This is a genomic window from Gephyromycinifex aptenodytis (assembly GCF_012277275.1).
GTDB classification, from domain to species: Bacteria; Actinomycetota; Actinomycetes; order Actinomycetales; family Dermatophilaceae; genus Gephyromycinifex; species Gephyromycinifex aptenodytis.
In genome coordinates this window covers 1,685,170-1,706,738 of record NZ_CP051155.1, presented here as the reverse complement: position 1 = coordinate 1,706,738, position 21,569 = coordinate 1,685,170, and the positions used below count along the sequence as shown (strand labels likewise).

22 protein-coding genes and 2 tRNA genes are annotated in these 21,569 nt (G+C 67.5%); 10 read left to right on the top strand and 14 right to left on the bottom strand.

The window, feature by feature from the left end; genetic code table 11:
• Positions 1-25: 25 nt before the first annotated feature.
• Positions 26-98, top strand: a tRNA-Arg gene (locus G9V96_RS07470).
• Positions 99-256: 158 nt separating this feature from the next.
• Here G9V96_RS07470 and G9V96_RS15125 read toward each other — a convergent pair.
• The 5 genes from G9V96_RS15125 to G9V96_RS07445 all read right to left on the bottom strand — a co-directional run bounded on the left by G9V96_RS15125 (position 257) and on the right by G9V96_RS07445 (position 4,107).
• Positions 257-481, bottom strand: a complete 225-nt coding sequence (locus G9V96_RS15125; RefSeq protein ID WP_226913581.1) for an NAD(P)H-hydrate dehydratase — start codon at positions 479-481, stop codon at positions 257-259.
• Positions 482-1,304: 823 nt separating this feature from the next.
• Positions 1,305-1,607, bottom strand: a complete 303-nt coding sequence (locus G9V96_RS07460) for a hypothetical protein (RefSeq protein WP_168582468.1) — start codon at positions 1,605-1,607, stop codon at positions 1,305-1,307.
• Between the two features lie 26 nt (positions 1,608-1,633).
• Complete coding sequence (locus G9V96_RS07455; protein ID WP_168582467.1) at positions 1,634-2,368, bottom strand: histidine phosphatase family protein; 735 nt, start codon at positions 2,366-2,368, stop codon at positions 1,634-1,636.
• A 142-nt stretch (positions 2,369-2,510) separates the two neighbouring features.
• Positions 2,511-3,194: a hypothetical protein gene (locus tag G9V96_RS07450; protein WP_168582466.1), complete on the bottom strand. Its 684-nt coding sequence runs from the start codon at positions 3,192-3,194 to the stop codon at positions 2,511-2,513.
• A gap of 97 nt (positions 3,195-3,291) precedes the next feature.
• Positions 3,292-4,107, bottom strand: coding sequence for a hypothetical protein (locus tag G9V96_RS07445; protein WP_168582465.1), 816 nt, complete (start codon positions 4,105-4,107; stop codon positions 3,292-3,294).
• A gap of 215 nt (positions 4,108-4,322) precedes the next feature.
• Here G9V96_RS07445 and G9V96_RS07440 point away from each other — a divergent pair, with 215 nt between their 5' ends.
• A complete protein-coding gene (locus G9V96_RS07440; protein ID WP_168582464.1) occupies positions 4,323-4,943 on the top strand; it encodes a VOC family protein in 621 nt (206 codons plus the stop codon).
• A gap of 2 nt (positions 4,944-4,945) precedes the next feature.
• On the opposite strand, the gene G9V96_RS07435 is transcribed toward G9V96_RS07440, so the two are convergent.
• The 3 genes from G9V96_RS07435 to upp all read right to left on the bottom strand — a co-directional run bounded on the left by G9V96_RS07435 (position 4,946) and on the right by upp (position 6,819).
• A complete protein-coding gene (locus G9V96_RS07435; protein WP_168582463.1) occupies positions 4,946-5,815 on the bottom strand; it encodes a PH domain-containing protein in 870 nt (289 codons plus the stop codon).
• Positions 5,816-5,831: 16 nt separating this feature from the next.
• On the bottom strand, positions 5,832-6,005 hold the full coding sequence (locus G9V96_RS07430) for a hypothetical protein (RefSeq protein WP_168582462.1): 174 nt from the start codon (positions 6,003-6,005) through the stop codon (positions 5,832-5,834).
• 172 nt (positions 6,006-6,177) lie between these two features.
• Positions 6,178-6,819, bottom strand: coding sequence for a uracil phosphoribosyltransferase (upp, locus tag G9V96_RS07425; protein WP_168582461.1), 642 nt, complete (start codon positions 6,817-6,819; stop codon positions 6,178-6,180).
• Between the two features lie 16 nt (positions 6,820-6,835).
• Between upp and tadA the strand changes: the two genes are divergently transcribed.
• From tadA to G9V96_RS07410, 3 genes are all read left to right on the top strand, one after another.
• Positions 6,836-7,315, top strand: a complete 480-nt coding sequence (tadA, locus tag G9V96_RS07420; protein WP_264318488.1) for a tRNA adenosine(34) deaminase TadA — start codon at positions 6,836-6,838, stop codon at positions 7,313-7,315.
• A gap of 144 nt (positions 7,316-7,459) precedes the next feature.
• Positions 7,460-7,546 (top strand) — tRNA-Ser (locus G9V96_RS07415).
• A gap of 164 nt (positions 7,547-7,710) precedes the next feature.
• Positions 7,711-9,126, top strand: a complete 1,416-nt coding sequence (locus G9V96_RS07410) for a serine hydrolase domain-containing protein (protein ID WP_226913580.1) — start codon at positions 7,711-7,713, stop codon at positions 9,124-9,126.
• 19 nt (positions 9,127-9,145) lie between these two features.
• On the opposite strand, the gene G9V96_RS07405 is transcribed toward G9V96_RS07410, so the two are convergent.
• A complete protein-coding gene (locus G9V96_RS07405) occupies positions 9,146-10,189 on the bottom strand; it encodes a zinc-binding dehydrogenase (RefSeq protein WP_168582460.1) in 1,044 nt (347 codons plus the stop codon).
• Between the two features lie 191 nt (positions 10,190-10,380).
• Here G9V96_RS07405 and G9V96_RS07400 point away from each other — a divergent pair, with 191 nt between their 5' ends.
• The 4 genes from G9V96_RS07400 to G9V96_RS07385 all read left to right on the top strand — a co-directional run bounded on the left by G9V96_RS07400 (position 10,381) and on the right by G9V96_RS07385 (position 15,034).
• Entirely contained in the window at positions 10,381-12,153 is a 1,773-nt protein-coding gene (locus tag G9V96_RS07400) for a glycoside hydrolase family 13 protein (protein ID WP_168582459.1), read from the top strand.
• Between the two features lie 120 nt (positions 12,154-12,273).
• A complete protein-coding gene (locus G9V96_RS07395) occupies positions 12,274-13,263 on the top strand; it encodes an ABC transporter substrate-binding protein (protein WP_168582458.1) in 990 nt (329 codons plus the stop codon).
• A gap of 6 nt (positions 13,264-13,269) precedes the next feature.
• Complete coding sequence (locus G9V96_RS07390; RefSeq protein WP_168582457.1) at positions 13,270-14,238, top strand: ABC transporter permease; 969 nt, start codon at positions 13,270-13,272, stop codon at positions 14,236-14,238.
• A 1-nt stretch (position 14,239) separates the two neighbouring features.
• A complete protein-coding gene (locus G9V96_RS07385; RefSeq protein WP_168582456.1) occupies positions 14,240-15,034 on the top strand; it encodes an ABC transporter ATP-binding protein in 795 nt (264 codons plus the stop codon).
• A gap of 96 nt (positions 15,035-15,130) precedes the next feature.
• Here the strand turns inward: G9V96_RS07385 and G9V96_RS07380 are convergent, their stop codons facing one another.
• Together G9V96_RS07380 and G9V96_RS07375 are read right to left on the bottom strand one after the other, a co-directional pair.
• Entirely contained in the window at positions 15,131-15,766 is a 636-nt protein-coding gene (locus G9V96_RS07380) for a superoxide dismutase family protein (RefSeq protein ID WP_168582455.1), read from the bottom strand.
• Positions 15,767-15,936: 170 nt separating this feature from the next.
• Positions 15,937-17,460 (bottom strand): 3'-5' exonuclease, encoded by a 1,524-nt coding sequence (locus G9V96_RS07375; RefSeq protein WP_168582454.1) that lies wholly within the window; start codon positions 17,458-17,460, stop codon positions 15,937-15,939.
• A gap of 258 nt (positions 17,461-17,718) precedes the next feature.
• Between G9V96_RS07375 and ddaH the strand changes: the two genes are divergently transcribed.
• On the top strand, positions 17,719-18,489 hold the full coding sequence (gene ddaH, locus G9V96_RS07370) for a dimethylargininase (RefSeq protein WP_168582453.1): 771 nt from the start codon (positions 17,719-17,721) through the stop codon (positions 18,487-18,489).
• Between the two features lie 51 nt (positions 18,490-18,540).
• Here the strand turns inward: ddaH and G9V96_RS07365 are convergent, their stop codons facing one another.
• Genes G9V96_RS07365 through citF form a run of 3 tightly spaced genes read right to left on the bottom strand, consistent with a single transcriptional unit; the run spans position 18,541 to position 21,568 of the window.
• Positions 18,541-19,461, bottom strand: coding sequence for a triphosphoribosyl-dephospho-CoA synthase (locus tag G9V96_RS07365; RefSeq protein WP_168582452.1), 921 nt, complete (start codon positions 19,459-19,461; stop codon positions 18,541-18,543).
• Entirely contained in the window at positions 19,458-19,997 is a 540-nt protein-coding gene (citX, locus tag G9V96_RS07360) for a citrate lyase holo-[acyl-carrier protein] synthase (protein ID WP_168582451.1), read from the bottom strand. Before citX ends, G9V96_RS07365 begins: the two co-directional genes overlap by 4 nt.
• Entirely contained in the window at positions 19,997-21,568 is a 1,572-nt protein-coding gene (citF, locus tag G9V96_RS07355; protein WP_226913578.1) for a citrate lyase subunit alpha, read from the bottom strand. The genes citX and citF overlap by 1 nt, the downstream gene beginning before the upstream one ends.
• Position 21,569 lies beyond the last annotated feature (1 nt).

The window sequence follows — 21,569 nt, the reverse complement described above, 5'->3', positions numbered from 1 at the left end:
TCTCTCGCTGTCGCCATGGTGACGAGCGCCCGTAGCTCAACGGATAGAGCATCTGACTACGGATCAGAAGGTTAGGGGTTCGAATCCCTTCGGGCGCGCTCTGTGTTGAGACAGAAGTAGAAAGCCCCGGCAAGCTAACGCGAGCCGGGGCTTTTTCCATGTCCGTACCTGCTGGCCGACCACTGGCGTGCGGCCCGACGGTCGCGGCCCCGACCCCGGTGCCAGGGCAGGATCGGGGTCGCCGTGCAGTCGGTACTCAGGCCAGCTCAGCCAGAACCCGGGGGATCTCCAGCAGCAGTTCGCGGCCGAGGTAGCCGGTGGCGCCGACCCGCGCGGCAAGCCGCTCGCCCGCACGGCCATGGGCGTAGGTGGCCCAAGAAGCCGCCTGTTCCGGGGTGGCGCGCCGGGCGCATACCCCGACGACAACGCCGGCCTTGACGTCACCGGAGCCGGAGACGCCTAAGCCTGGCACCGCTCTCATCTCGCCACCGGCGCCCGTCGGGAGCCACGATCCAGGTCGGGTCCGTGCCGGAGGCGACGGTGGCTCCGGTGATCGCTGCCAGCCGGACGGCGCCCACGTTCAACGCCGGGAAGCAGGCGGCGACGCGCGCCGTTCGGGCCATATCCGATCCCGACGAACGGCAGCGCCGGGGCCGGGGGATGAGCCGGTGACGGGCCGAAACAGCGCGTCGGGGCACGGCGGGCGGCGTCATCTGTGGCCCGGTCAGCCCTCCGCCTAACACCCCGACGCCTCACTCAAACCAGCGAAGTGAGGGGTGAAGAGGAATTCTCTTCACCCCTCACTCGAGGGCGCTACTTATTTGGTAGCGCCTGATGCCTACAGGATTCTTCTGAGCTTATGTCGTCACCGTCTCCGGTCCCGTTCGCGGCAGTGCTAGCTTGCCACTCCATTCGCGTCACGAACTGAGACGACAAAATCCTGCTGGGATTCGCTTCTCTTGACCAAGTAGGTAGCGCATGAAGGAAACTGGATGACCGGGGTGACGAGTGTGGACTGGGGTCAAGTTTTTGTTCGGCCACCCACCTTTGAACCCCAAGACGGGCTGACGAGCCTACTTCCTTATCGAAATTCGCTGATAGGAAGAGGTTGTCAGCCATGTGGCTCCTGAACCAGCAACGAACGCTGTAGCTGCTAGGAGAGCAATCAGGGGCTTTGAGGTCATCCGGCGCCCTTCTTTACCTCTTGCGGGACACAGCACCAACCGTGCTTGATGTTGTTCTCGACGCCTTGGACGAGGAGGGTGTCATGCTTGCTCCCCGTTTTGCTGATCCTGTTTTCGAGGCTACTCCCATAGCTGCTGTTCTTCAGGTCCCACCGGCTGTCCTCGGTCTTGTTGTACTGCCTCCGGCATGGCCATGGCCATGGCCATCGGCACCGCCAACGACTGCGGGACGACCAGTTGCAGCTTGCCGGCGCGCATCGCCGCCTCGGCGGCCAGCAGCACCGCGCCGGGGGTGTGCGGGTGGCCGCCGACGATGAGCACCCGGCCCCGCGCATCCATGCCGTCGTCCAGGTTCGGTAGCGCCCACTCCTGCAGGACCGTCGGGGTCAGCACGATGTCGGCGGAGTTCTCACCGGTCGGCATCGGCACCCTCGTCGCCCTTGGCCTTCTCACAGATTTGCGGGGGCGTCGACCAAAGCACCGGCCGTGGTATCGGCGTAGACAGCCAACTGCAGTGAGCCGTCCGCTGTGCGGCGGTAGACGGTACGAGAGCAGTTGGCCATCGGGGTGTCGGTGTCGATCCCCAGCAGCGTCTTCTCCTCCAGGTCCTCCAGCACGTAGCGGAAGCTCATGATGACCGCCTGGTGGCTGAAGATCCAGACCCGTTCACCGTCGTACTCGGAGCGGATGTCACCCAGGACGCTGCGCACCCGCAGCGCGACGTCGGTCCAGCTCTCCCCACCCGGTGGGCGGTAGTAGAACTTGCCTTCGTGGGCGCGTCGCTGGGACTCCTCGGGGTACTTCTCGCGGATCCCGGCACCGGTGAGACCGTCGAAGATGCCGAGGTCTCGTTCGCGCAGACGTTCATCGGTGACGATGCGATCGGCCAAATCCGAGTTCGCCAGAGCGATCCGCGCGGTCTCACTCGCCCGCCGGTACGGGGAGGCCAGCACGATGCTGGGGCGCTCCTGCTGCGACAGGCTGGCGAGGAACTTACCCACACCCTCGGCCTGATGACGCCCGTCAGGCGACAGGGGAGTGTCGGCGTCGCGGGTGTCGATCTCGAGGTGGCCGAGTCCCTTCTCACGGGCCACACGGTCGGCGACGTTCCCGGCGCTCTCGCCGTGCCGAACCAGCACCAGTTCCTGGGGTGCTCGGCGCTTACCGGCAGAGATGTCACTCATGGGGGCTACCACCTGTCTGTGTCGGGCCGGATCGCGCTGGACCCGGGTCGCCCGAAAACGCATGTCCCTGGGGAAGCGGGGCGCAGCATCTGCTGGGCGGGGATTGCTTGTCTCCCCCCTGTCTACCCGAACCGGGCGTGCGTCATTCCGCTCGGGGATCAGCGCGGGGGCGGCGCTCGGCCCGCAGCCCGAGCAGCGAGGTGACGCCGTTGAGCACGTCCTCGACCTCGTGCAGGGCCTCGGCTGCTTCTTGGGTCGGCCCGTTGGCGACCCGCGGCCGGCTCGTCTCATCCGAGGAAGACGAAGACGGAGGCGGTGTCGCTGCGGATGCTGAGGCACGCCTCGGGTGCGTCGCGGTACCCGGCGGGTCCAGGATGACGCCGCTGAGCGTGCGCCGCACGCTGTCGACGGCGTGAGCGCTGGCGTTGGTGTCCACGTTGCTGTCGCTGTTGCGGGAGGCCCGGGGTGGCGCGGCAGGTGAGAGTAGCTGCGCCACCCGAGCCGGGGTGATCCGGTAGGCGCGATCCCAGGGGTTGGCCGGGCGCTGTCGCTCTCCGCCGGCGCCGCGCACCCCGACCAGGGGCAGCGCGCTGACCGTGACGGCGGCTGCGGTCGCAAGCAATTCGATGACATCACCCACGGACTGGATGAAGGCGAGTCGACCTACCAGCAGGCAGAGCGCCAGGCCGCACAAGGCCAGCGCCAAGGAATGCCACCATCCGTCTTCCCGGCGGCGCGCGCCGATGGCGTCGACGCCGTGGGCAAGAACCACCAGGCAGGCAGCGATCAGGCAGACCACGAGAGCGTCGTCTACGTGACCCGTCACCGGTCCTCCGTCCCTGGCTGGTGGCGACCATGGCAGGGCCGCGTGCACACCTCATCGTCCGCCGAGGGCGGAGTCTGACCCGTTCCTCAGCCCCGGATCAATCCGTGGGCGCCTGTTCGGGCCGGTGCTGGGCGGAGGTGCGCAGGTAGTTCGCCACCAGGGAGTCAGGGCTGACCGGACGCACGAATTTGGCATCGAAGTCGGCCCGATAGGCGGCCGGGGTCAGCAGCTGCGGCTCGTCAACGCCGATGAGCTGGGCCGCCTGCGCTGCGACGTCCAGCAACTCGGTGTACAGGGACTCGATGGTGGAGTCGGCCGTCAGTTCCGAGCCGTGGTAAAGCGGCGGCAACGGATTGTCGAAGCGAGCGGCGCAGATGAGTTCACCGCTTTCTCCGTCGACGGTGTACACGTTCGGGGTGCTGCCAGGGCCGTCCCCGGAGACGGCGAAAGCCATCTCGATCGGACCGAAGTACCCGGTGTAGGCGGCTGTGGTGACGCTCAACGTGAACGTGTCGGCCAGGATCGACTCCAGGTCGGTCAGCAACACGGCACAGGGGTCGTGCTCGTGGGTGGGCAGGACGCCGGAGCGAGTCAGCGCCACCGCGGCGAACCCCGAAGCGCCGAGCCCGAGAGTCATCTGAAGGTGGGGTGCCTGCGGCGATGAGTAGGTGATCAGGCGGTACTCGGGCTGCACCTGCTGCTGATAGCCCTGCGGGAGGTACCTGACCGGGCCGGAAGGAAAGACGACACTGTCTGCTGCCACCGAGAGGATCTGACGCAGGTCGTCCTCGCTGAACTCCGGTGCGTCGTAGGCCTCGACGAGCCGGCCCACCCCGAGAATCCAGATGCGATTGTGAACGTCGACGGCCGCCGCTGCACCCACCAGCGCCTCATCGAGTACGTCGGTGCTCATGTCTTCCTTCCTTCACTCTTAGCCAGAGGTCCCCACCTCTTATCGGCCGCTCGTATCGTTCCGGCCAGCGGTATCTGTCCGAATCACGCATATCAATAAGGACGTTCGCCCAGTTGTCGGAGTGCCTAGCGCTCCCTGCGACAGCTCGCCCGGGCACGCCGGCTTGTCGCCGAGGCGAGGCTGAGGGGGGGCGTGCAGTGACGTACTCTCGATCTATGGCTGACCTGCACACCTTGCACGGGATGACGATTGCCATCAATGCAGGGGACTTCACCGAGGTCTTGGACTTTTACACCCGTGTATTCGGCCGTGGCCCTGACACCACCCCGATGGATGACTTCCTGGAATGGCAGATCTGCGACGGTACCTGGCTGCAGATCTCCACCGGTCACGAACGCCCCGGGGCCAACAACGCCCGTATCCGGTTCGAAGTCGAGGATATTCAGCAGGCATTGGCTCGCATGGTGGAGGCGCGCGTGCCGATGGGTGAGTCCGTCACCGTGCCGCAGGTGGTCGTCTTCTCCAACTTCTCCGACAACTGGGGCAACGCCCTGGGCTTCTACCAGTTCCTTTCGCCGCGCCAGTTCGTCAGCGACGATGAGCGCCGGATGCAGGAGGCCGACGCGAAGCTGCGACGTTTGCGACGCGAAGCACTCGACCGCGGTGAGGACCCCGACCTGATCACCCTCGAAGAACCCGCCGCCCCTGACGCAGAGGCTGCCGGGGAACCGTCAGAGCCGGGAGTGGCCCCGACGATGGAGCCTGGCGGCAGCACGGCGGCCTCCGCCGTTCAGCATCCCGCCCAGCCCAGCCCCGCGACGCCCCCGCACCGCTGAGCTCAACGCTGCCACCAGCGGCGGCGGTGATTCTCGTGCGGGCTGCTCGTGGTGTACGGGTCCGCTTGGGCGGATTCGCGGGAACTGTAGAGCGTCTCGGCCAGGTCCGGGTGACCGGCCTGTCGATCCAGCACCGGGCCGCTGGCCTTGCGGGCATTCTTTCGTCTGCCGTGTCCGCGTTCTGCGCCGTCTAGACGGGCCACCTCCCCGCGCAGGCTCGGTCGGGAGGTCGGGTCGTCCCAGGACTCCTGCCAGTCCTCTTCCCAGGGGTCGTTTGCATCCTTGCTGCCGTACAGGCGCCGACCGGTGGGCTGTTCGGCGGGAGGTTCTTCGGCCTCGGGGGACTCCTGCTCGGCGTCCGCCTTGTCGTCGTTGCTGTGGAAGATGGTGCCGACGATCTGCAGGTAGGTCTCGTTGGGGTCGGGGATGAAGTGCAGGTCCGACAGCGCCTGGTCTTGGCCGGCGCTCTCCAGGATGAAGGTGCCGTAGCCGCAGAGCCGTCCGAGGATGGAACGGTGGAAGGTCATGTCGGTGACCTTGCTCATGGGCAGCATGTCGACCTTGCGGATGATGAAGCCGTAGATGAGCAGGATGCGGCTGTCGGTAGCCACGAACCACTCCAGGTTCCACTCCCACAGGCGGGCACCGGCTCGCCCGAACAGGATCAGCCATGCGATCAGCAGCAGCTCGATGAGCCCGCCGCCTGCGCCCGTGCCGAAAAAGATGGCGGCGATAGCGATCAGGGCGATCGTGGCGGTCAGGAACGGTTCGATGACCGAGACCCAGTGCCGGTGGGTCGCCACGATGATCCGCTCATCGCGCAGCAGGTACTTGCGAAGCCGCTCGGCGTCGGGGTGTTGCTCGGGCTTCATGCGCGCCCTCCCAAGCTCAGGCGTAACCGAGCAGGCGATCGAAGAATTGCCCGATGGAGTTGAACCCGGTTACGAGGATCTCCCACACCGTGACCACGAGGTCGGCGGCGCGGTTGGGTGAGGTGAGGATCGCATAGAGCACGAAGATCCAGAAGATCCACGTGAAGATCTTCTTCACCGTTGGTGGCATCGGACTCCTCGTGGGCGTTGGTGACGGTCAACTATAGTTACGGATCGCGCAGGCGCCGAACAGTCTTGGCTCGGGCCCATCGAACCACACCACCGGGGTAAGCATGAGCGGGCCACGCCGCACCGGGACGCGCGCCGTTCGTGATCCAGGCTGGTTGGACGCTCGCCGGGGCCTAGTGGACGACGCCGTAGAGGCGGTCACCGGCGTCACCCAGCCCCGGCACGATGTAGCCGTTCTCGTCTAGGCGTTCGTCGATAGCCCCGACGACCAAAGTGACCGGAATCCCGAGCTGGTCGGCGGTCTCCCGGACAGTCTCGATACCTTCGGGGGCCGCGATCAGGCAGACGGCGGTGATGTCGTCGGCGCCGAGATCGCGCAGGAACTCGAAGGCCATCACCAGGGTGTGACCGGTCGCGAGCATCGGGTCGATGACGTACACCTGCCGCCCGGAAAGGGTCTCGGGGAGCCTGTTCGCGTAGGCGTGCACTTCGAGGGTGTCTTCGTCACGAACCATCCCCAGGAAACCCACCTGGGCGCTCGGCAGCAGACGCACCATTCCTTCCAGCATCCCCAGCCCGGCGCGCAGGATCGGGATGATGACCGGCTTGGGGTTGGCCAGCTTGATGCCGGTGGTCGGCGCCACCGGGGTTTGGATCTCTATCGGCTCCACCCGCACCTCGCGCGTCGCCTCGTAGGCGAGCAGTGTCACGAGCTCCTCGGCCAGACGCCGGAAGGTCGGCGAGTCCGTGCGGACATCGCGCAGATAGGTGAGCTTGTGGTTGATGAGTGGGTGGTCGGCCACGTGGACGCGCATGGGGGAAACTTAGCCTGTGCGCGAGGCCCCCGCTTGCAACCCTGCCGGTTCCGACGCCGCCTGGATGAGCCATGCGGTGGAACTGGCCGCTCACTGTGCGCAATTCGGCGACGTGCCGGTGGGTGCCTGCGTCGTCGCGCCCGACGGCGCTCTGATCGGCGAGGGCTGGAATGTGCGGGAGGCCGAGGCTGACCCGGCCGGGCACGCCGAGATCGTCGCGATGCGGCACGCGGCCACCTCGTTGGGTCGATGGCGGCTGGCCGGCTGCACCCTGTTCGTCACGTTGGAGCCGTGCGCGATGTGCGCCGGCGCTTTAGTGCAGTCCCGGATCGAGCGGGTGGTGTTCGGGGCCTGGGACGTCAAGGCCGGGGCGTGCGGCTCGGTATGGGACCTTGCCCGGGATCCCCTGGCGCTGCATCGCGTCGAGGTCGTCGGTGGGGTCGATGAACAGCGGTGTTCGGCGCTGCTGCTGGACTTCTTCGCCACCCGGCGCTGAGGGCGCGACGGCCTGCGGCTGCGGCTGGCCACGAGATGAGGACCCCTGGTCGCGCGCTGTGCTCGACGGCCAGCGCGCCTGCCATCGGCCCTGATAGGAAGGCGGATTTCGTGCCTCCCCTGGGGCTCTAGTAAAGTCGAGCACGGTGGCGTGTCCGAGCGGCCAAAGGAGCACGCCTCGAAAGCGTGTGTGGGGGCAACTCCACCGTGGGTTCGAATCCCACCGCCACCGCCGCAGCAGGTGCCTACGGGCACCAAGAGGTGCGTTACACCCCGTCGGAGTCTCTCCGCCGGGGTGTTCGCATGTCAGATCCGACACGGGGTGACCCCGGCGCGGCCCGCCGACGAATGCCGGTGTTGGCAGAACAACGCGCTTGTCGCACTACCGTGGCAGGCGTGACTGATATCAGTGCTGGCGGCCCCACCAGCGAAATCATGACCTGCCCGAGCTGTGCTCAGGGCGGAGTGCTGGCTGCGACGGCGCATCGGCTGGAGCTGGTAGCCAGGCGCGCGCAGCGTAAGGGCCGGGTGCCTGGCTTGGTGGCGGCGGTCGGTCGGGGCGGGCAGATGCTTTGGTCGCGTGGGGTCGGCGTCGTCGACATCGACAACCCGGACATCCCGCTGGACTGTGACACCCCGTTCATCATCGCCAGCAACACCAAGACCTTCGTGGCCGTCGTGGTGATGGCGCTACGCGACGAAGGACGTCTGAAGCTCGATGACCGTATCGAGGAGCACCTGCCGGGAACCGCACACGGCGCTCTGACGATCCGCTCGATGCTCACCCACCTCAGCGGGATGCAACGCGAAGACGCCACCGGGGTCTGGGATGACATGCACTTCCCCGACGAAGCGACGTTCATGGCCGGGCTGGGCAAGGCCGAACAGATCCACACCCCGTACACGCACTGGCACTACAGCAACCTCTGCTATGCCGTCCTGGGCGAACTCATCGCCCGCCTCGACGGTGGCAATTGGTTCCACAGCGTGCAGCGCCGCATCCTGGACCCGCTGGAGATGCGCTCCACCTACCTCGGGCCGCCCCCGGCCGGAGCCCCCCGCGCTCTGGCCGGGACGTACTTCGTGCCGCCGTGCAGCGACGTGCCGCTACCGGAGCCCGTCATCGGTTCCGGCGCCTACGACGCGGTCGGCGGCATGGTCAGCACCGCGCGCGACATGACCCGCTGGGGCGGGTTCATCGCCGACCCCGTCGCGCAGGTCCTCTCGCCGGACACGATGGAAGAAATGTGTACCCCCACCGCCTTCGCCGACCCCCGGCGGTTCCGTGCGGCCCATGGGCTCGGGTTCATGGTGCTGCGCCAGAACGACGAACTCTGGGTCGGTCACACCGGCGGGATGCCCGGCTCGATCACCGGCGTCTTCACCCACCGCAGCAGTGCAACCACCGGTTCGGTGTTCATGAACGCCAGCAACGCTCCCTCACCCGGCGCGATCGCCGTCGAGCTCGGCGCGACCCTGCGCGAGCACGAACCGGAACTGCCCGCCGTGTGGGAACCCGGGCGCAGCGTCCCCGAAGAGTTCGCCACCGTCATCGGGCGCTGGTTCAGCGAAGGTCAGGAGCACATCTTCTCGGTGCGGCACGGCGAACTGCAGGCGCGCCTCGAAGCGGACGACCCCGACGCCCCGCCCTCCACCTTCACCCGGGTAGGCGACGACGTGTATCGCACCGTGAGTGGTCGCGAGCGCGGCGAACTGCTGCAACTACACCGCGATTCCGCCGGGGTGGTTCAACGGATGCACTGGGCGACCTACCCGTTCACGCGGGAACCGCTGCCCTTCACCAGCGGCTGAGCGGCTCCCGCGGTGGCGGTCACGGCTTGACGAGGATCCGGATCGGGTTGCTCTCCCGAGTCGTCAGCATCTCGATCCCGCGATGGATCTCACTCAACGGCACCACATCCGAGATGGACTCCGACAAGTCCAGGCGGCCGTAGGAAACGAGTTCGGCCAGCATCGCAATGTCCTGCACCTTGTACCCCAGGTGCCCGATGACGTGTTTGCGGCGCAGTGCCATCTCGGCGAAGGTGCCCACGCGCATCTCTTGGGCGCTCATCCCCACCGTGACGAGTTTTCCTTCCACGTCCAGGGACTTCACGGCCTGCTGGGCTGTGGAGGTGATCCCGACCGCGTCGAAGGCGACGTCGATCATGCGCCCGCCGGTGGCGTCGAAGATCTTCTTCTGCAGGTCGGGGTCGTCAGCGCGGAAGACGGCATCGGCGCCCAGACGCAGGCCGCGCTCCAACGTTTCGTCGTTGATGTCGATCCCGATGATCGGCACCGCGCCGGCCAGCTTGGCTAGTTGGATGAGGTGGCTTCCGACCCCGCCCAGGCCCCACACCCCGACCGCGTTGCCGAGGTGAACCTGGGCGGTGCGCACCACCGCAGCGAACGGTGTGGAGACCGCGTCGGCCAGGATCGCCGCCTGATCCATCGGCACCCCATCCGGCACCCGGGTCAGGCCGGTAGCGGAGGTCAACACATACTCGGCCCAGCCACCGTCGAAGTTGAACGCCATCAACTGCAGGTTGAGGCAGTCGGCGAAGTTTCCGCGCCGACAATTGCGGCATCGGGTGCAGGCACGCCCGGCGGAGGGGATGACCGGGTCGCCGACCTGCCAGCCGTGCACTCCTGGGCCCAGCTCGTCGATGTAGCCGCTGACCTCGTGGCCCTGGGTGACCACCGGCAGCATCGCCGGGAAGTTGCCGTCGATCAACGACAGGTCGGAATGGCAGATTCCGCAGTACTCGACCTTGACCCGTACCTGGCCGGGGCCAGGGGTGGGGATCGGGATCTGCTCCAACGTGACCTTGCGGGTTTCTGCGGTGAATCGTTCAGCGAGCATCATCGCGGTCATAGCCGCCTCCTTGGGTCGCGATCAGATGACTAAGGTCTACCTTTGTCCGGCCAAAAGCGCGCCCCCCGGGGGTGCCCGTTGTGCGCAGCGTGAGGCGAAGGACACAACTTCGCGCTCGATTGGCGGCGATGCACGCGAGCCGTTCCAGGCGCCGCTAGTACCCGGCCCACCGGCATGCGAGGCTCGGACAGGTGAGCACTCCTGCCGACGACCCCACGCCTGACCCGAGGCTTGCTTCGGACTCCGTCGCCGAGCGCGACTGGTGGAAGAGCGCGGTGGTCTATCAGATCTATCCGCGCAGCTTCGCCGATTCTGACGGTGATGGTGTCGGGGATCTGCCGGGCATCTTGTCGCGGCTGGATCACTTGAGCGACCTCGGCGTCGACGTTGTCTGGCTCTCCCCGGTGTACCGCTCCCCGATGGACGACAACGGTTACGACATCAGCGACTACGAGGACATCGACCCGCTGTTCGGTTCGCTGGCCGACATCGACGCCCTCATCGCCGGACTGCACGAACGCGGCATCAAGCTCGTCATGGATCTGGTCGTCAACCACACCTCAGACGAGCACCCTTGGTTCCGCGAAGCGCGCTCCGACCCCGGCTCGGCCAAACGTGACTGGTACTGGTGGCGGCCCGCGCGCCCCGGCTTCCAAGGCGGCACTCCCGGCGCTGAACCGACGAACTGGGCCTCGTTCTTCTCCGGCCCGGCATGGGAGTGGGACGAGGCTTCCCAGGAGTACTACCTGCACCTGTTCAGCCGCAGACAACCCGATCTGAACTGGGAGAACCCCCAGGTCCGGGCGGCCGTGTACGCGATGATGCGGGGTTGGCTGGAGCGCGGCGTCGACGGCTTCCGGATGGACGTCATCAACCTCATCTCCAAGGTGGTCGGCCCGAACGGCGAACTCGCTGACGGGCCGCAGTTACCCGGCGCCGCCCTGGGAGACGGCAGCCCGTTCTACCTGTGCGGCCCCCGGATCCACGAGTTCCTGCGCGAGATGCACGAGCAGGTCTTCGCCGACAGACAAGGTGGGTTCCTGACGGTCGGGGAGATGCCCGGCGTCACCGTGGAGCAGGCACGTGCCTTCACCGACCCGGCAGGCCGTGAGGTCGACATGGTCTTCCAGTTCGAGCACGTCAGTCTGGACGAGGGACCCGGCGGAAAATTCGACCTGGCGCCCCTGGACCTGGTCCAGCTCAAGGCGACCTTGGCTCGTTGGCAGGACGGCCTGGCCCAGGTCGGCTGGAACAGCCTGTACTGGAACAACCACGACCAACCGCGGGCCGTGAGCCGGTTCGGCGATGACAGCCCGCGGTGGCGTGAACTGTCAGCCAAGGCGCTCGCAACCGTGCTGCACCTGCACCGCGGCACGCCCTACATCTACCAGGGCGAGGAGATCGGCATGACGAACATGCCGTTCACCGGCATCGAGCAGGTGCGCGACATCGAATCGCTCAACTTCTACGCCGAACTGGAAGCCGGCGGTGGTGACCTGGCCGCCGGTTGGGAAGGCATCCTGGCCAAGGGCCGCGACAACGCCCGCACCCCGATGCAGTGGGACGGCAGCCAGCACGCGGGCTTCACCGCCGGCACGCCGTGGCTGGCGCTCAACCCCAACCATGACCAGATCAACGTGGTCGCCCAAGCAGCGGACCCGTCCTCGGTACTGGCCCACTACCGGCGCCTCATCGACCTGCGGCACCGCGAGGCGGTCATCGCGCATGGCGACTTCACGATGCTGCTGCCGGACGACCCCCACTTCTACACATTCACCAGATCGCATCAGGGGCAGGAGTTGCTCGTCGTTGCGAACCTGTCCAGCGAACCGCACGAGCTCCCGGTTACCGCCTTTGCGGACTGGATCGAGGCGCCGGTGCTGCTCGGCAACTATCCCGATCCGGGCCCGCCGCGCGGCACCTTCCGCCCTTGGGAGGCCACCATCTACCGCGGCGGCCAATGAGCCGCTCATCGCGTGAGAGTGTCAACTGAGCGAGCGGATGTGACCTAGGTAACGCAATCCCGGCGGGTGGGGTGGGTTTCACCGATAGTTTGCGGGCACCCCAGCACGAAAGGACCCGCCATGTCGCGTCTGCCTAGATTTGCCCTCCTGCCCGGTCTGCTTGCGGGCACCCTCGCGCTCGCTGCCTGCGGCGGCGCTCAAGACAGCTCCGAGCCATCCGGCACTGCTGCTCCCGAGGGGAAGACCGTCGAAATCGGCATCACCCAGATCGTCACCCACCCCTCCTTGGACGCCGCACGTGAGGGTTTCAAGAAGGCCATCGCCGACGGCGGGATCAAGGCCGAGTACGAAGAGCAGAACGCGCAGGGCGATCAGGCGACCGCGACCTCCATCGCGACGAAGTTCGCCAAGAAGGACCTCGTGCTGGCGATCGCCACCCCCACCGCGCAAGCAGCAGCCCAGGCGATCACTGACGTGCCGGTGATGATCACCGCGGTGACCGACCCGGTCAAGGCCGGTCTGGTCGACAGCTTGGAGAAGCCCGGCGGCAATATCACCGGTACCACCGACCTGAACCCGGTGGAGGAACAGCTCAAGCTCATTAAGGAGATAGCCCCCGATGCCAAGACCGTCGGCATCGTCTACAGCTCTGGTGAGGTCAACTCCCAGGTGCAGGTCGACCTGGCGACCAAAGCAGCCCCGGCGCTCGGGCTGACGATCAAACCCGTCACGGTGACCAACTCCGCCGAGGTCCAGCAGGCCGCGAACTCTCTGGACGTCGACGCGATCTTCGTGCCCACCGACAACACCGTGGTCTCCTCGATCGAGTCGTTGCTGCAGGCCGCCGCGACCGCCAAGATCCCGGTCGTCACTGCCGAGGGTGACAGCGTCAAGCGTGGCGGAATGGCCACCTACGGCATCGATTACGAGAAGCTCGGCTACCAGACCGGCGAGATGGCAGTGAAGGTGCTCGGCGGCGCCGACCCCGCCACCATGCCCATCGAGCGCCAAGAAGAACTCCAGCTCATCGTCAACCCCAAGGCCGCCAAGGCCGCCGGTGTCACGCTGCCGGAGGCTCTGGTCTCCCGCGCCGACACCGTCATCGAGTAGGCGCCGGTGATTGTCGCAACCGAACTGGGACTGCTCTATGCCGTCATGGCACTCGGGGTATATCTGACCTTCCGCATCCTGGATTTCCCAGACCTCACCGTCGACGGCAGTTTCACCACGGGCGCGGCCTGCGCGGCCATGCTCATCACCGGCGGCATCAACCCGTTCCTGGCCACGGCCGCCGGTTTCGGCGCCGGGTTGCTCGCCGGGATCGTCACGGGGGTGCTGCACACCAAGGGCAACATCAACGGTCTGCTGGCCGGCATTCTCACCCAGATCGGGTTGTACTCGATCAACCTGCGGATCATGGACGGCGCGAACGCCCCGCTGCTTCGCAAAGTGACGGCGATGTCACCGTTGCGGGACAACGGCCTGAGCGGCACCTGGGTCTCGGTGGGGGTCTTCGCGGCCTTCGCGATTCTCGCCACTTTCATCATCGTCTGGTTCCTGCGTACCGATCTGGGCCTGGCGATGCAGGCCACCGGCGAGAACGAGGTGATGGCAAGAAGTTTCGGTATCGCTACCGATCGGCAGAAGATCCTCGGTCTGGCCTTGTCCAATGGGCTCGTGGGCTTAGCCGGGGCCATCGTGGCCCAATACCAGGGCTTCGCTGACATCTCGATGGGAGTCGGGCTCATCATCGCCGGACTCGCCTCGGTGATCATCGGTCAGGCGCTGTTCGGGAACCGCACCGTGGTCATCGCGGCGTTCGCCGTCGTGCTCGGCTCGGTGCTGTACCGCATCGCCATTCAGGTGGCCATGGATCTGGGTCTGGACCCCAACGACATGAAACTGATGTCGGCGGCCCTGGTCGTCCTGGCGTTGGTACCGCCGCAGACGCGGCTCATCGCCCGGCTGAAGGGGTTGCGGACCCCGCCGAAACCGGTCGGACCGCACGGCACCTTGACCACGCAGGACTACGTCGACGACATCGACGACATCGAGGTCGCCGCCAACACGGGCAGGAGGCTGTGAAGTGCTGACGATCCGTGGGGTCACCAAGACCTTCTATCCGGGCACGGTCAACGAGAAGCGCGCCCTTCGAGGTGTCGATCTGCACCTGGAGCCAGGCGAGTTCGTCACGATCATCGGCTCCAACGGCGCCGGTAAATCGACCTTGCTGGGCGCGATCTCCGGCAAGCTCACCCCGGACTCAGGCACCATCGACATCGACGGGCGCGACGTCACCGGCCTCTCGGACCACGCCCGGGCCCGCTTCATCGGCCACGTCTTCCAGGACCCGCGGGCCGGCACGGCGCCGGAGATGACCATCGAGGAGAACTTGGCGGTCGCCTACAGTCGCGGCGGTCGCCGCGGGTTGCGCCGCGGGGTCACCAAAGCCCGCCGCAAAGTGTTCGTCGAAGAGCTGGCCAGCCTCGAACAAGGCCTGGAGGATCGGCTGGACACCCGCGTCGGCACTCTCTCCGGAGGGCAACGGCAGGCGTTGAGTTTGCTGATGGCCACCTTCTCCGAACCGAAGATCCTGCTGCTCGACGAGCACACGGCCGCGTTGGATCCGCAGCGTGCGGCTCTGGTGGTCCGCCTCACCGAAGCAGTGCTGGAGCGGCACCACCCGGCGACGTTGATGGTCACCCACAACATGGAGCAGGCCCTGCACCTGGGGGACCGGCTGGTGATGATGCACGACGGCGAGATCGTCGTGGACATCAGCGGGGAACGAAAAGCCAACGCGACCATCCCGGACCTGCTGGCTGCCTTCGAAGAGGTCCGCGGCGCGGAGCTTTCGGATCGGACCCTGCTCGGCGGCTGAGAGCGCACACGACAACGGCGGGGACACCCACCGGGAACGGCTGCTGGTAGGCCGTTTGCGGTGTGGCGTCCCCGCCGTTGGTGCGCGCTCTGGGTATTACTTCTCCACGACGCCGCAGGCGATGCGCTCGCCGCCGTCGCCGGCCTTCTTGGTCATCTCATCCGCGCCGGTGGCGGCGTAGCGGGTGGGGATGTTGGCGTAGTTGTCGGAGCCGGAGTGGATCATCACCGAGGTGCCGTCGCCGTCCTGGAGATCCTGCATCGTGACCCGGTCGGTGAGCGCGGTCAGTTCCCCGATGCCGTTCTTGCCGACGTACAGCGTGGGCAGGTCACCGGCGTGCTCGGGGTGGTCTGCCCCCTCGCCCGCCAGGTGCCCACCGGCGGAAAGGAAGTCACCGGTCTTGGCGGCGTCCTTGGGGTCTGCGGAGTTCGGCTCGCACTTGCCGGTGGTGTGCAGGTGCAGGCCGTGGAAGCCGGGGGTGAGCCCCTCGACGGTGACGGAGATTTCGGTGGAGCTGCCGTCGACGTCGGAGAACTCCACCGTGCCGACCTCCTTGCCGGCGGCGTCCTTGAGGGTCGCAGTCGCGTCAGGGGCCTCTTCATCAGTGGCGGTGGCAGTGGCAGCGGCAGTGGCGGCTGCCTGGTCGGAGGGCACGGCCGCGTCTTGGGACGAACACCCGGCAGCGGTGAGCAAACCAGCGATCGTGACAGCGGTGACGAGATGACGGCGCATGGGCAGACTCCTTAGTAGGGACGAATACCCCTACGTTCGTGCATTTCTCGCTTTCCCACAAAGTGAGCCGCCCAGTGCTGCGGTGACGACGGACTCGCCGCTGCAGTTGCCCGCGGCGCCGGGCCCGGGCGGCGCGATCTCATGCCGGGCGCGGGGCCCCGCGGTGCGGGTCAGTCGCCGATGGGAGTGACCGGGCCGACCGGACCGACCGGACCGACCGGGCCGGCGGGTCCGCGCCTTCGCCCCGGGCAGGCCGAGGTGTAGTGCCCCACCTGCAGGCAGCGCCCGCAACGCGGCAGGTGTGCCGGCGGCGGGGGCGGAACCGGTTTGCGGACCGGGCGTGAGAAAGACCCCGAGCCGGGGGCGGGCGCCTCAGGAGCAGGTGGCGGAACCAAATCATCGAAGTACGTCGGTAACCCCAACGACGTCGCGGCGGCTCGCAGGTGCCTGACCTGGCTCGGCCCCAACCGGCGATGCTCGAACGCCGCCTCGCGCAAGGCCTCGCACAGCCGCTCGTGCAGGCCGCGAATGTCGGAGGCGCTGTAACCGGCCCGCGCCATCAGAGCGCTGAGCAGGCGCACCTCGTCAGTGGCGAGGCTGCCTGCGGTCAACGCGAGGGTGAGCGCTTGTAGGTAGGACGCGATCCGCGGGTCGTTGAGTTCGCGTGCGCCGCCGGGCACGTTGGACAGCAGTGTGGATAGCCACTCCTGTCCGGTTGGCGCCGGCGTGGTTCGGTGCGCTCGCTGCGCCGCCTTGCCCAGGTCGACGTCGGCTGGGGGTAGCGGCGGGGGCAGTGGGCAGGGGTAACGCAACCGTCCGCCGTGCCGGGCCAGGATGTGCGGCAGCAGCGCGGTGACGGTGCGGGCGTCGGCCAACGCTGAGCGGCCCGGGTGCTGGTCCAGTCCGAGGTGGGCGGCCAGCGTGGTCAGCCGGTGGTTTCGGGTGGGGAAGGTACGGGTGGCCAGCGCGAAGGTGTCCAGCGCAGGTCGGCTCGGCACCAGGATCCCTGCGGCCATCAGCGCCGCATCGAAGAACTGTTCAAGCAGGTCGGCATGGTGGGCAGCCACGATGCGCCCGTCTAGGCGCGCCAGGATGTCACGCGCGTTTTGGGCGAAGGTGGGTGCTAGGGCCAGCTCGCTGCGAGTCAGCCCGTGCAGGAACGTGGCCCCCGGCTGCCCGTCTGGTGGCTGTAGCAGGGTGCTGTATTCCGCACCGATACCGCCGCGGCCGTCGGTATGCACCACGGCGATCTCGATGATGGAGTCCTTCATCGGGGCCAGCCCGTTGCTGACGTAGCCGACCACGGCGTAGGGGCCCCGAATGGTGTGCCCGGCGCTGGTGCCGGCCAAACCGAAAAGACGGGTCCGTCCCCTGGGGGGCGCGGGTTGGGCGGGACTCGACGCAGGTTGCTGCTCGTGGGCAGCGTTCGGCGCGGCCCCCGCCGTAGCGCCGACCGTCCCAGCGACGTGGCCACCGAGCGGTCCGGTCCGGCCCGATCCGGCGGCGCCGGAGGCCTGGAGGCGGGCAGTGTGCACCGGCGGGGGGAGCGGGGCGCGGATCGACAACTCGTTGCCGGGCGGGGCGAGGCTTGGAGGCTGGACCTCCTCGGGGTGCTCCCCGCCGGTGAAATGGCGCACGACCAGGGCGCCGACGACCACGACGAGCAGGACCAGCAGCACCTGCGTCAGGTCCATGTGGCTCCTCATGTTCGCCGCGTCTCCTCCGAACCTCATCGGGTCTGGCCGCTGCGACCTGAGCAGGCCTGCCGTGCCCAAGCGGGTCCGGGCCTGCGAGCCCCGGCGCCTACTGCCAGCTTTCGCGGCTCGATCCGCCGCCTGGCGCGACCAACCGCCTCCGGGCACGAAGGCGCTACCGATCCGGTCGGAAGTTTCGGGCGTGACGGTTCGGCCAAGGCGGCACTGCCGCGCGGGTGGGCGTGGCAGGCTGGGCCCATGTCGCTGCGCCATGCGTTGGTCCGTCGTCCCTCTTCACGACTGGCCGAAGGAATCGTCACTCATATCGACCGAACCCCGCTGGATGTCGAGCTGGCACAACGCCAGTGGGAGGGGTACGTGGCCGCACTGCAGTCCGCCGGGTGGACGACCATCGAGGTTGCGCCGGTGGATTCCTGCCCCGATGGCGTGTTCATCGAAGACCCGGTAGTCGTTTACGGCGACCTCGCGGTGCTGTGCCGCTCCGGGGCGCCCGAGCGGCGACCCGAAACCGCCGGGCTCGCCGAGGCGCTTCAGGAACAGGGCTATCGGGTGGTGGCCATCGAAGAACCCGGCACCCTCGACGGCGGCGATGTGTTGAAGTTCGACGGCACGGTGTGGGTCGGGCAGGGTGGGCGCAGCAACGACGAGGGCATCGCCCAGCTGGCTCGCCACCTGCAGCAGTTCGGCGCCAGCGTGGTGCCGGTGCCGTTGACCAAGGTGCTGCACCTGAAATCTGCGGTGACGGCGCTGCCCGACGGGAGCGTCATCGGCTATGCGCCGCTGGTCGACGACCCAGGGGTGTGGGGCGAGAAGTTCGTGGCAGTCCCGGAGGAGCCCGGTTCGCACGTGGTGCTCCTGGACGACTCCACGGTGCTCATGGCCAGCTCGGCACCGCAGACGGCGGAGCTGCTGCGCGAGCGGGGATTGAACGTCATCAGCGTGGACATCAGCGAGTACGAAAAGTTGGAAGGCTGCGTGACCTGCCTGTCGGTACGGCTGCGCCGTTGAGATGCTGCGGCATCCCCGGTGAGACGGACACGGCTGCTCATTCCGGGCTGCTCATTCCGGCAGTCGCGCCAGCACCCAGGTGACGCTGAGCAGATCGGCGCATCCACCCGGTGAGAGTCGGCGCGCGATGAGGTCATCGTCGAACTCCTCCAGCAGTCGCGGGTGGTCGGCGCGGTCGGCGCCGCCCACCGCGAGCAGCCGGGCCGCGCGATCCCGCACGTAGTCCACGGCCGCCAACCCGCCTCGGTGGGCGAGGTTGGTGTCGGCGTTGGAGGCGTACAGCATGAGCAGGGCGTGCAGCAGAGCCCGCTCCTCGTCGCCATGCTCCTGCAGGGCGTCGCGGTAGGCAGGCAGCGCCTGATGCCGGGCCCGGGGGAAACCACCGGCGGCCTCACCGCGCGCACCGGGCAGGGCATGGGAATGGAACAGCCGCTCACCGGCGGTGACGGGGCCGGTGCGCCGGGTGCCCAGCTCGCTCAGCAGCGGCGTGGCCAACGCGGCGACGTCGTCGCAGACGTTGCCGACGGTGGCGGCGTGGGTGCCTTCACGCCCCCGGCGCCGCCCGATTGCCGCCAGCAGCAACCCCAGCGCGAAGATGGCGCCCTTGTGAGTGTTCACCCCGCCGGTGGCCACCAGCATCGAGCGTTCCGCCAGCAGGCCTAGTCGGCGTAATCGGGCGGTGAAGAGCGCTTCGTCCAATGATTCACCGCGGGCGGCTTCGGCCCGCCCAGCCTCCAATCCCGCCTGGGCCAGGCTCACCAGCCAGGGCTGCAGCGCTGCTGCGGCACGTTCGAAGGTGCCCAGGTCCATGTCAGTGTGCGCCCCGGTGTTGCGCCGGTCGACCAGCCCCGGTTTGGGGGTAAGCCTCGCCTCGACGAGTAAGGCCTGGTAGCCGAGCACGCCCAGCCGCCAACCTTGCTCGTCCACATCGATCCGGACTTGCTGGGGGTCTTGCTCATAACGAAGACTCATGGCTGCCGCCTTCGTGCGGCGCCGTGCCCGGCCAGGATCGTATCGATTGCACCCAGGACGGCCTCCAGGCTGTGAGCGCGCGAGCGAGAGCAGGCAGCAGCCGGCTCTGAGCACAGTAGACACCGCCGCGGCGGCAGCGACAGCTCCGTCCGCGACAGCGGTCCGTGCTCACCGGCGACGTCCAGATCCCACAACCGCCCGATCGGGTGCGTGTCTTCCAGTTCCACCAGGGCGCCCTTGACCGCTACCGGGTCGGCCGTAAGTGCCAGGAATGCCGTGGGGCCGGTGGCTGCCGGCGGTTCGAGCTCGCTGTGGGGTATCGGCCACCCTCGTTGCTGGGCCAGCGAGGTGATGGCCGCGCTGCCCTCTTCGCAGGCCTGCCGCGCCCAAGCGGTGTCTTTGACAGGGCCGGGGGTCAGGACGGTGACGGTGACCACTGCCGCGTGCGGGTGGGCAGCCGCCAGCTCGCGTTGACGCCCCGCTCGGTGCTCACGGGCGGCGAGCATCTGCGGCAAGGTCACCGCGAGCGTGTCCATCAGAGGTGTCTGCGGATCTGATGGACGACGTCGATCACGCTGCCGTCGCGGTACCGGATGAGTCCGACGACCCGGTCGTCGAACTCGATGGGGGTTGGCACGCCGGTGATGGAGATGGCCCGCTCATACAACTCACCGATGCTGCGCACCGGCAGCCCTGCAGCGCGCAGTCGTTGCGCCACATCGGGTCGGTTGGGGTTGACGGCGATGCCGTGATCGGTGACCAGTACGCCCACGTTCTCACCGGGGGTGACCAGGGTCGTCACCTTCGGCACCACGGTGGGGATGCGTCCGCGGATCAGTGGCCCCACGATGATCGACAGGTTGCATGCGGCGGCGGTGTCGCAGTGCCCACCGGAGGCACCCATCATCAGGCCGTCGGAGCCGGTGACGACGTTGACGTTGAAATCCAGGTCGATCTCCAGCGCAGACAAGATGACGACGTCGAGTTCGTCGACGGCGGCGCCCTTGCTGAACGGGCTGGCGTATTCGTTGGCCGAGATTTCGGCATGCATCGGGTTCTGCGCAAGTGAACGTGCGGCAGGGGCGTCGAAGCTCTGCACGTCGATGACTCGTTCGATGAGTCCCTTCTCGTGCAGGTCCACGATGCCGCCGGTGATACCGCCGAGCGCGAAGGAGGCCGTCACCCCTTTGCTGCGCAGCCGCGGCTCCAGGAACCGGGTGGCGGCGGTAGAGCTCGCGCCGGAGCCGGTCTGCAGCGAGAACCCGTCCCGGAAGTAGCCGGAGTGTTCGATGACGTCGGCGGCGTAGCGGGCGATGAGCAGTTCGCGGGGGTTGCTGGTGATACGGGCGGCGCCGACGCTGATCTTGCTGGGGTCCCCCACCTCGGGGACCTCGACGATCATGTCGACCTGGTCCTGCTTGATGCTGGCCGGCAGGTGCGGGTAAGGCACGAGTTCCTCGGTGAGCAGGATGACCTGGTCGGCGTAGGCAGCATCGACCTTGGCATAGCCGAGGGACCCGCAGGCCGAACGCCCAGCGGTGCCGTTGGCGTTGCCCATGGCATCGCAGGCGGACACGCCGAGGAAGGCGACGTCGATGTGCAACTCCCCGGACTGGATGAGGGCCACCCGTCCGCCGTGGCTGTGGATGTTGATCGGTACATCCATCAACCCGTTGGAAATCTCGCGGGCAAGTTCCCCGCGCATACCGGAGGTATAGATGTGCGAGATGACACCGGAGCGGACATGTTCCACCAGCCGCGCGTGGCAGGCGTTGAGGGAACTGCTGGCCAGGGTGAGCTCGCGCAACCCCATCTTCGCCAAGGTGTCCAGCACACGCAGGATGACCTTGTCGCCTTCACGGAAGTGGTGGTGGAAGGAGATCGTCATCCCGTCTTCCACACCCGCTCTGGCAATGGCCTCCTCCAGGGAGTCCACGAGTTTGCGCGAGCGTTTCGTGCCGTGATCGCGCAGGTGCGGGGTGTGCCGGCTCCAGTCGGTGAACGGCTCCAGGTCTTTCATCGCGGCGGCTACCGCCGGGGAAGTAGCGAGCAGGCGGCGCGTGCTCTCGCTGCGGCCCGGTCCGTCGGGGTGGGCGTTCTCGCTCATC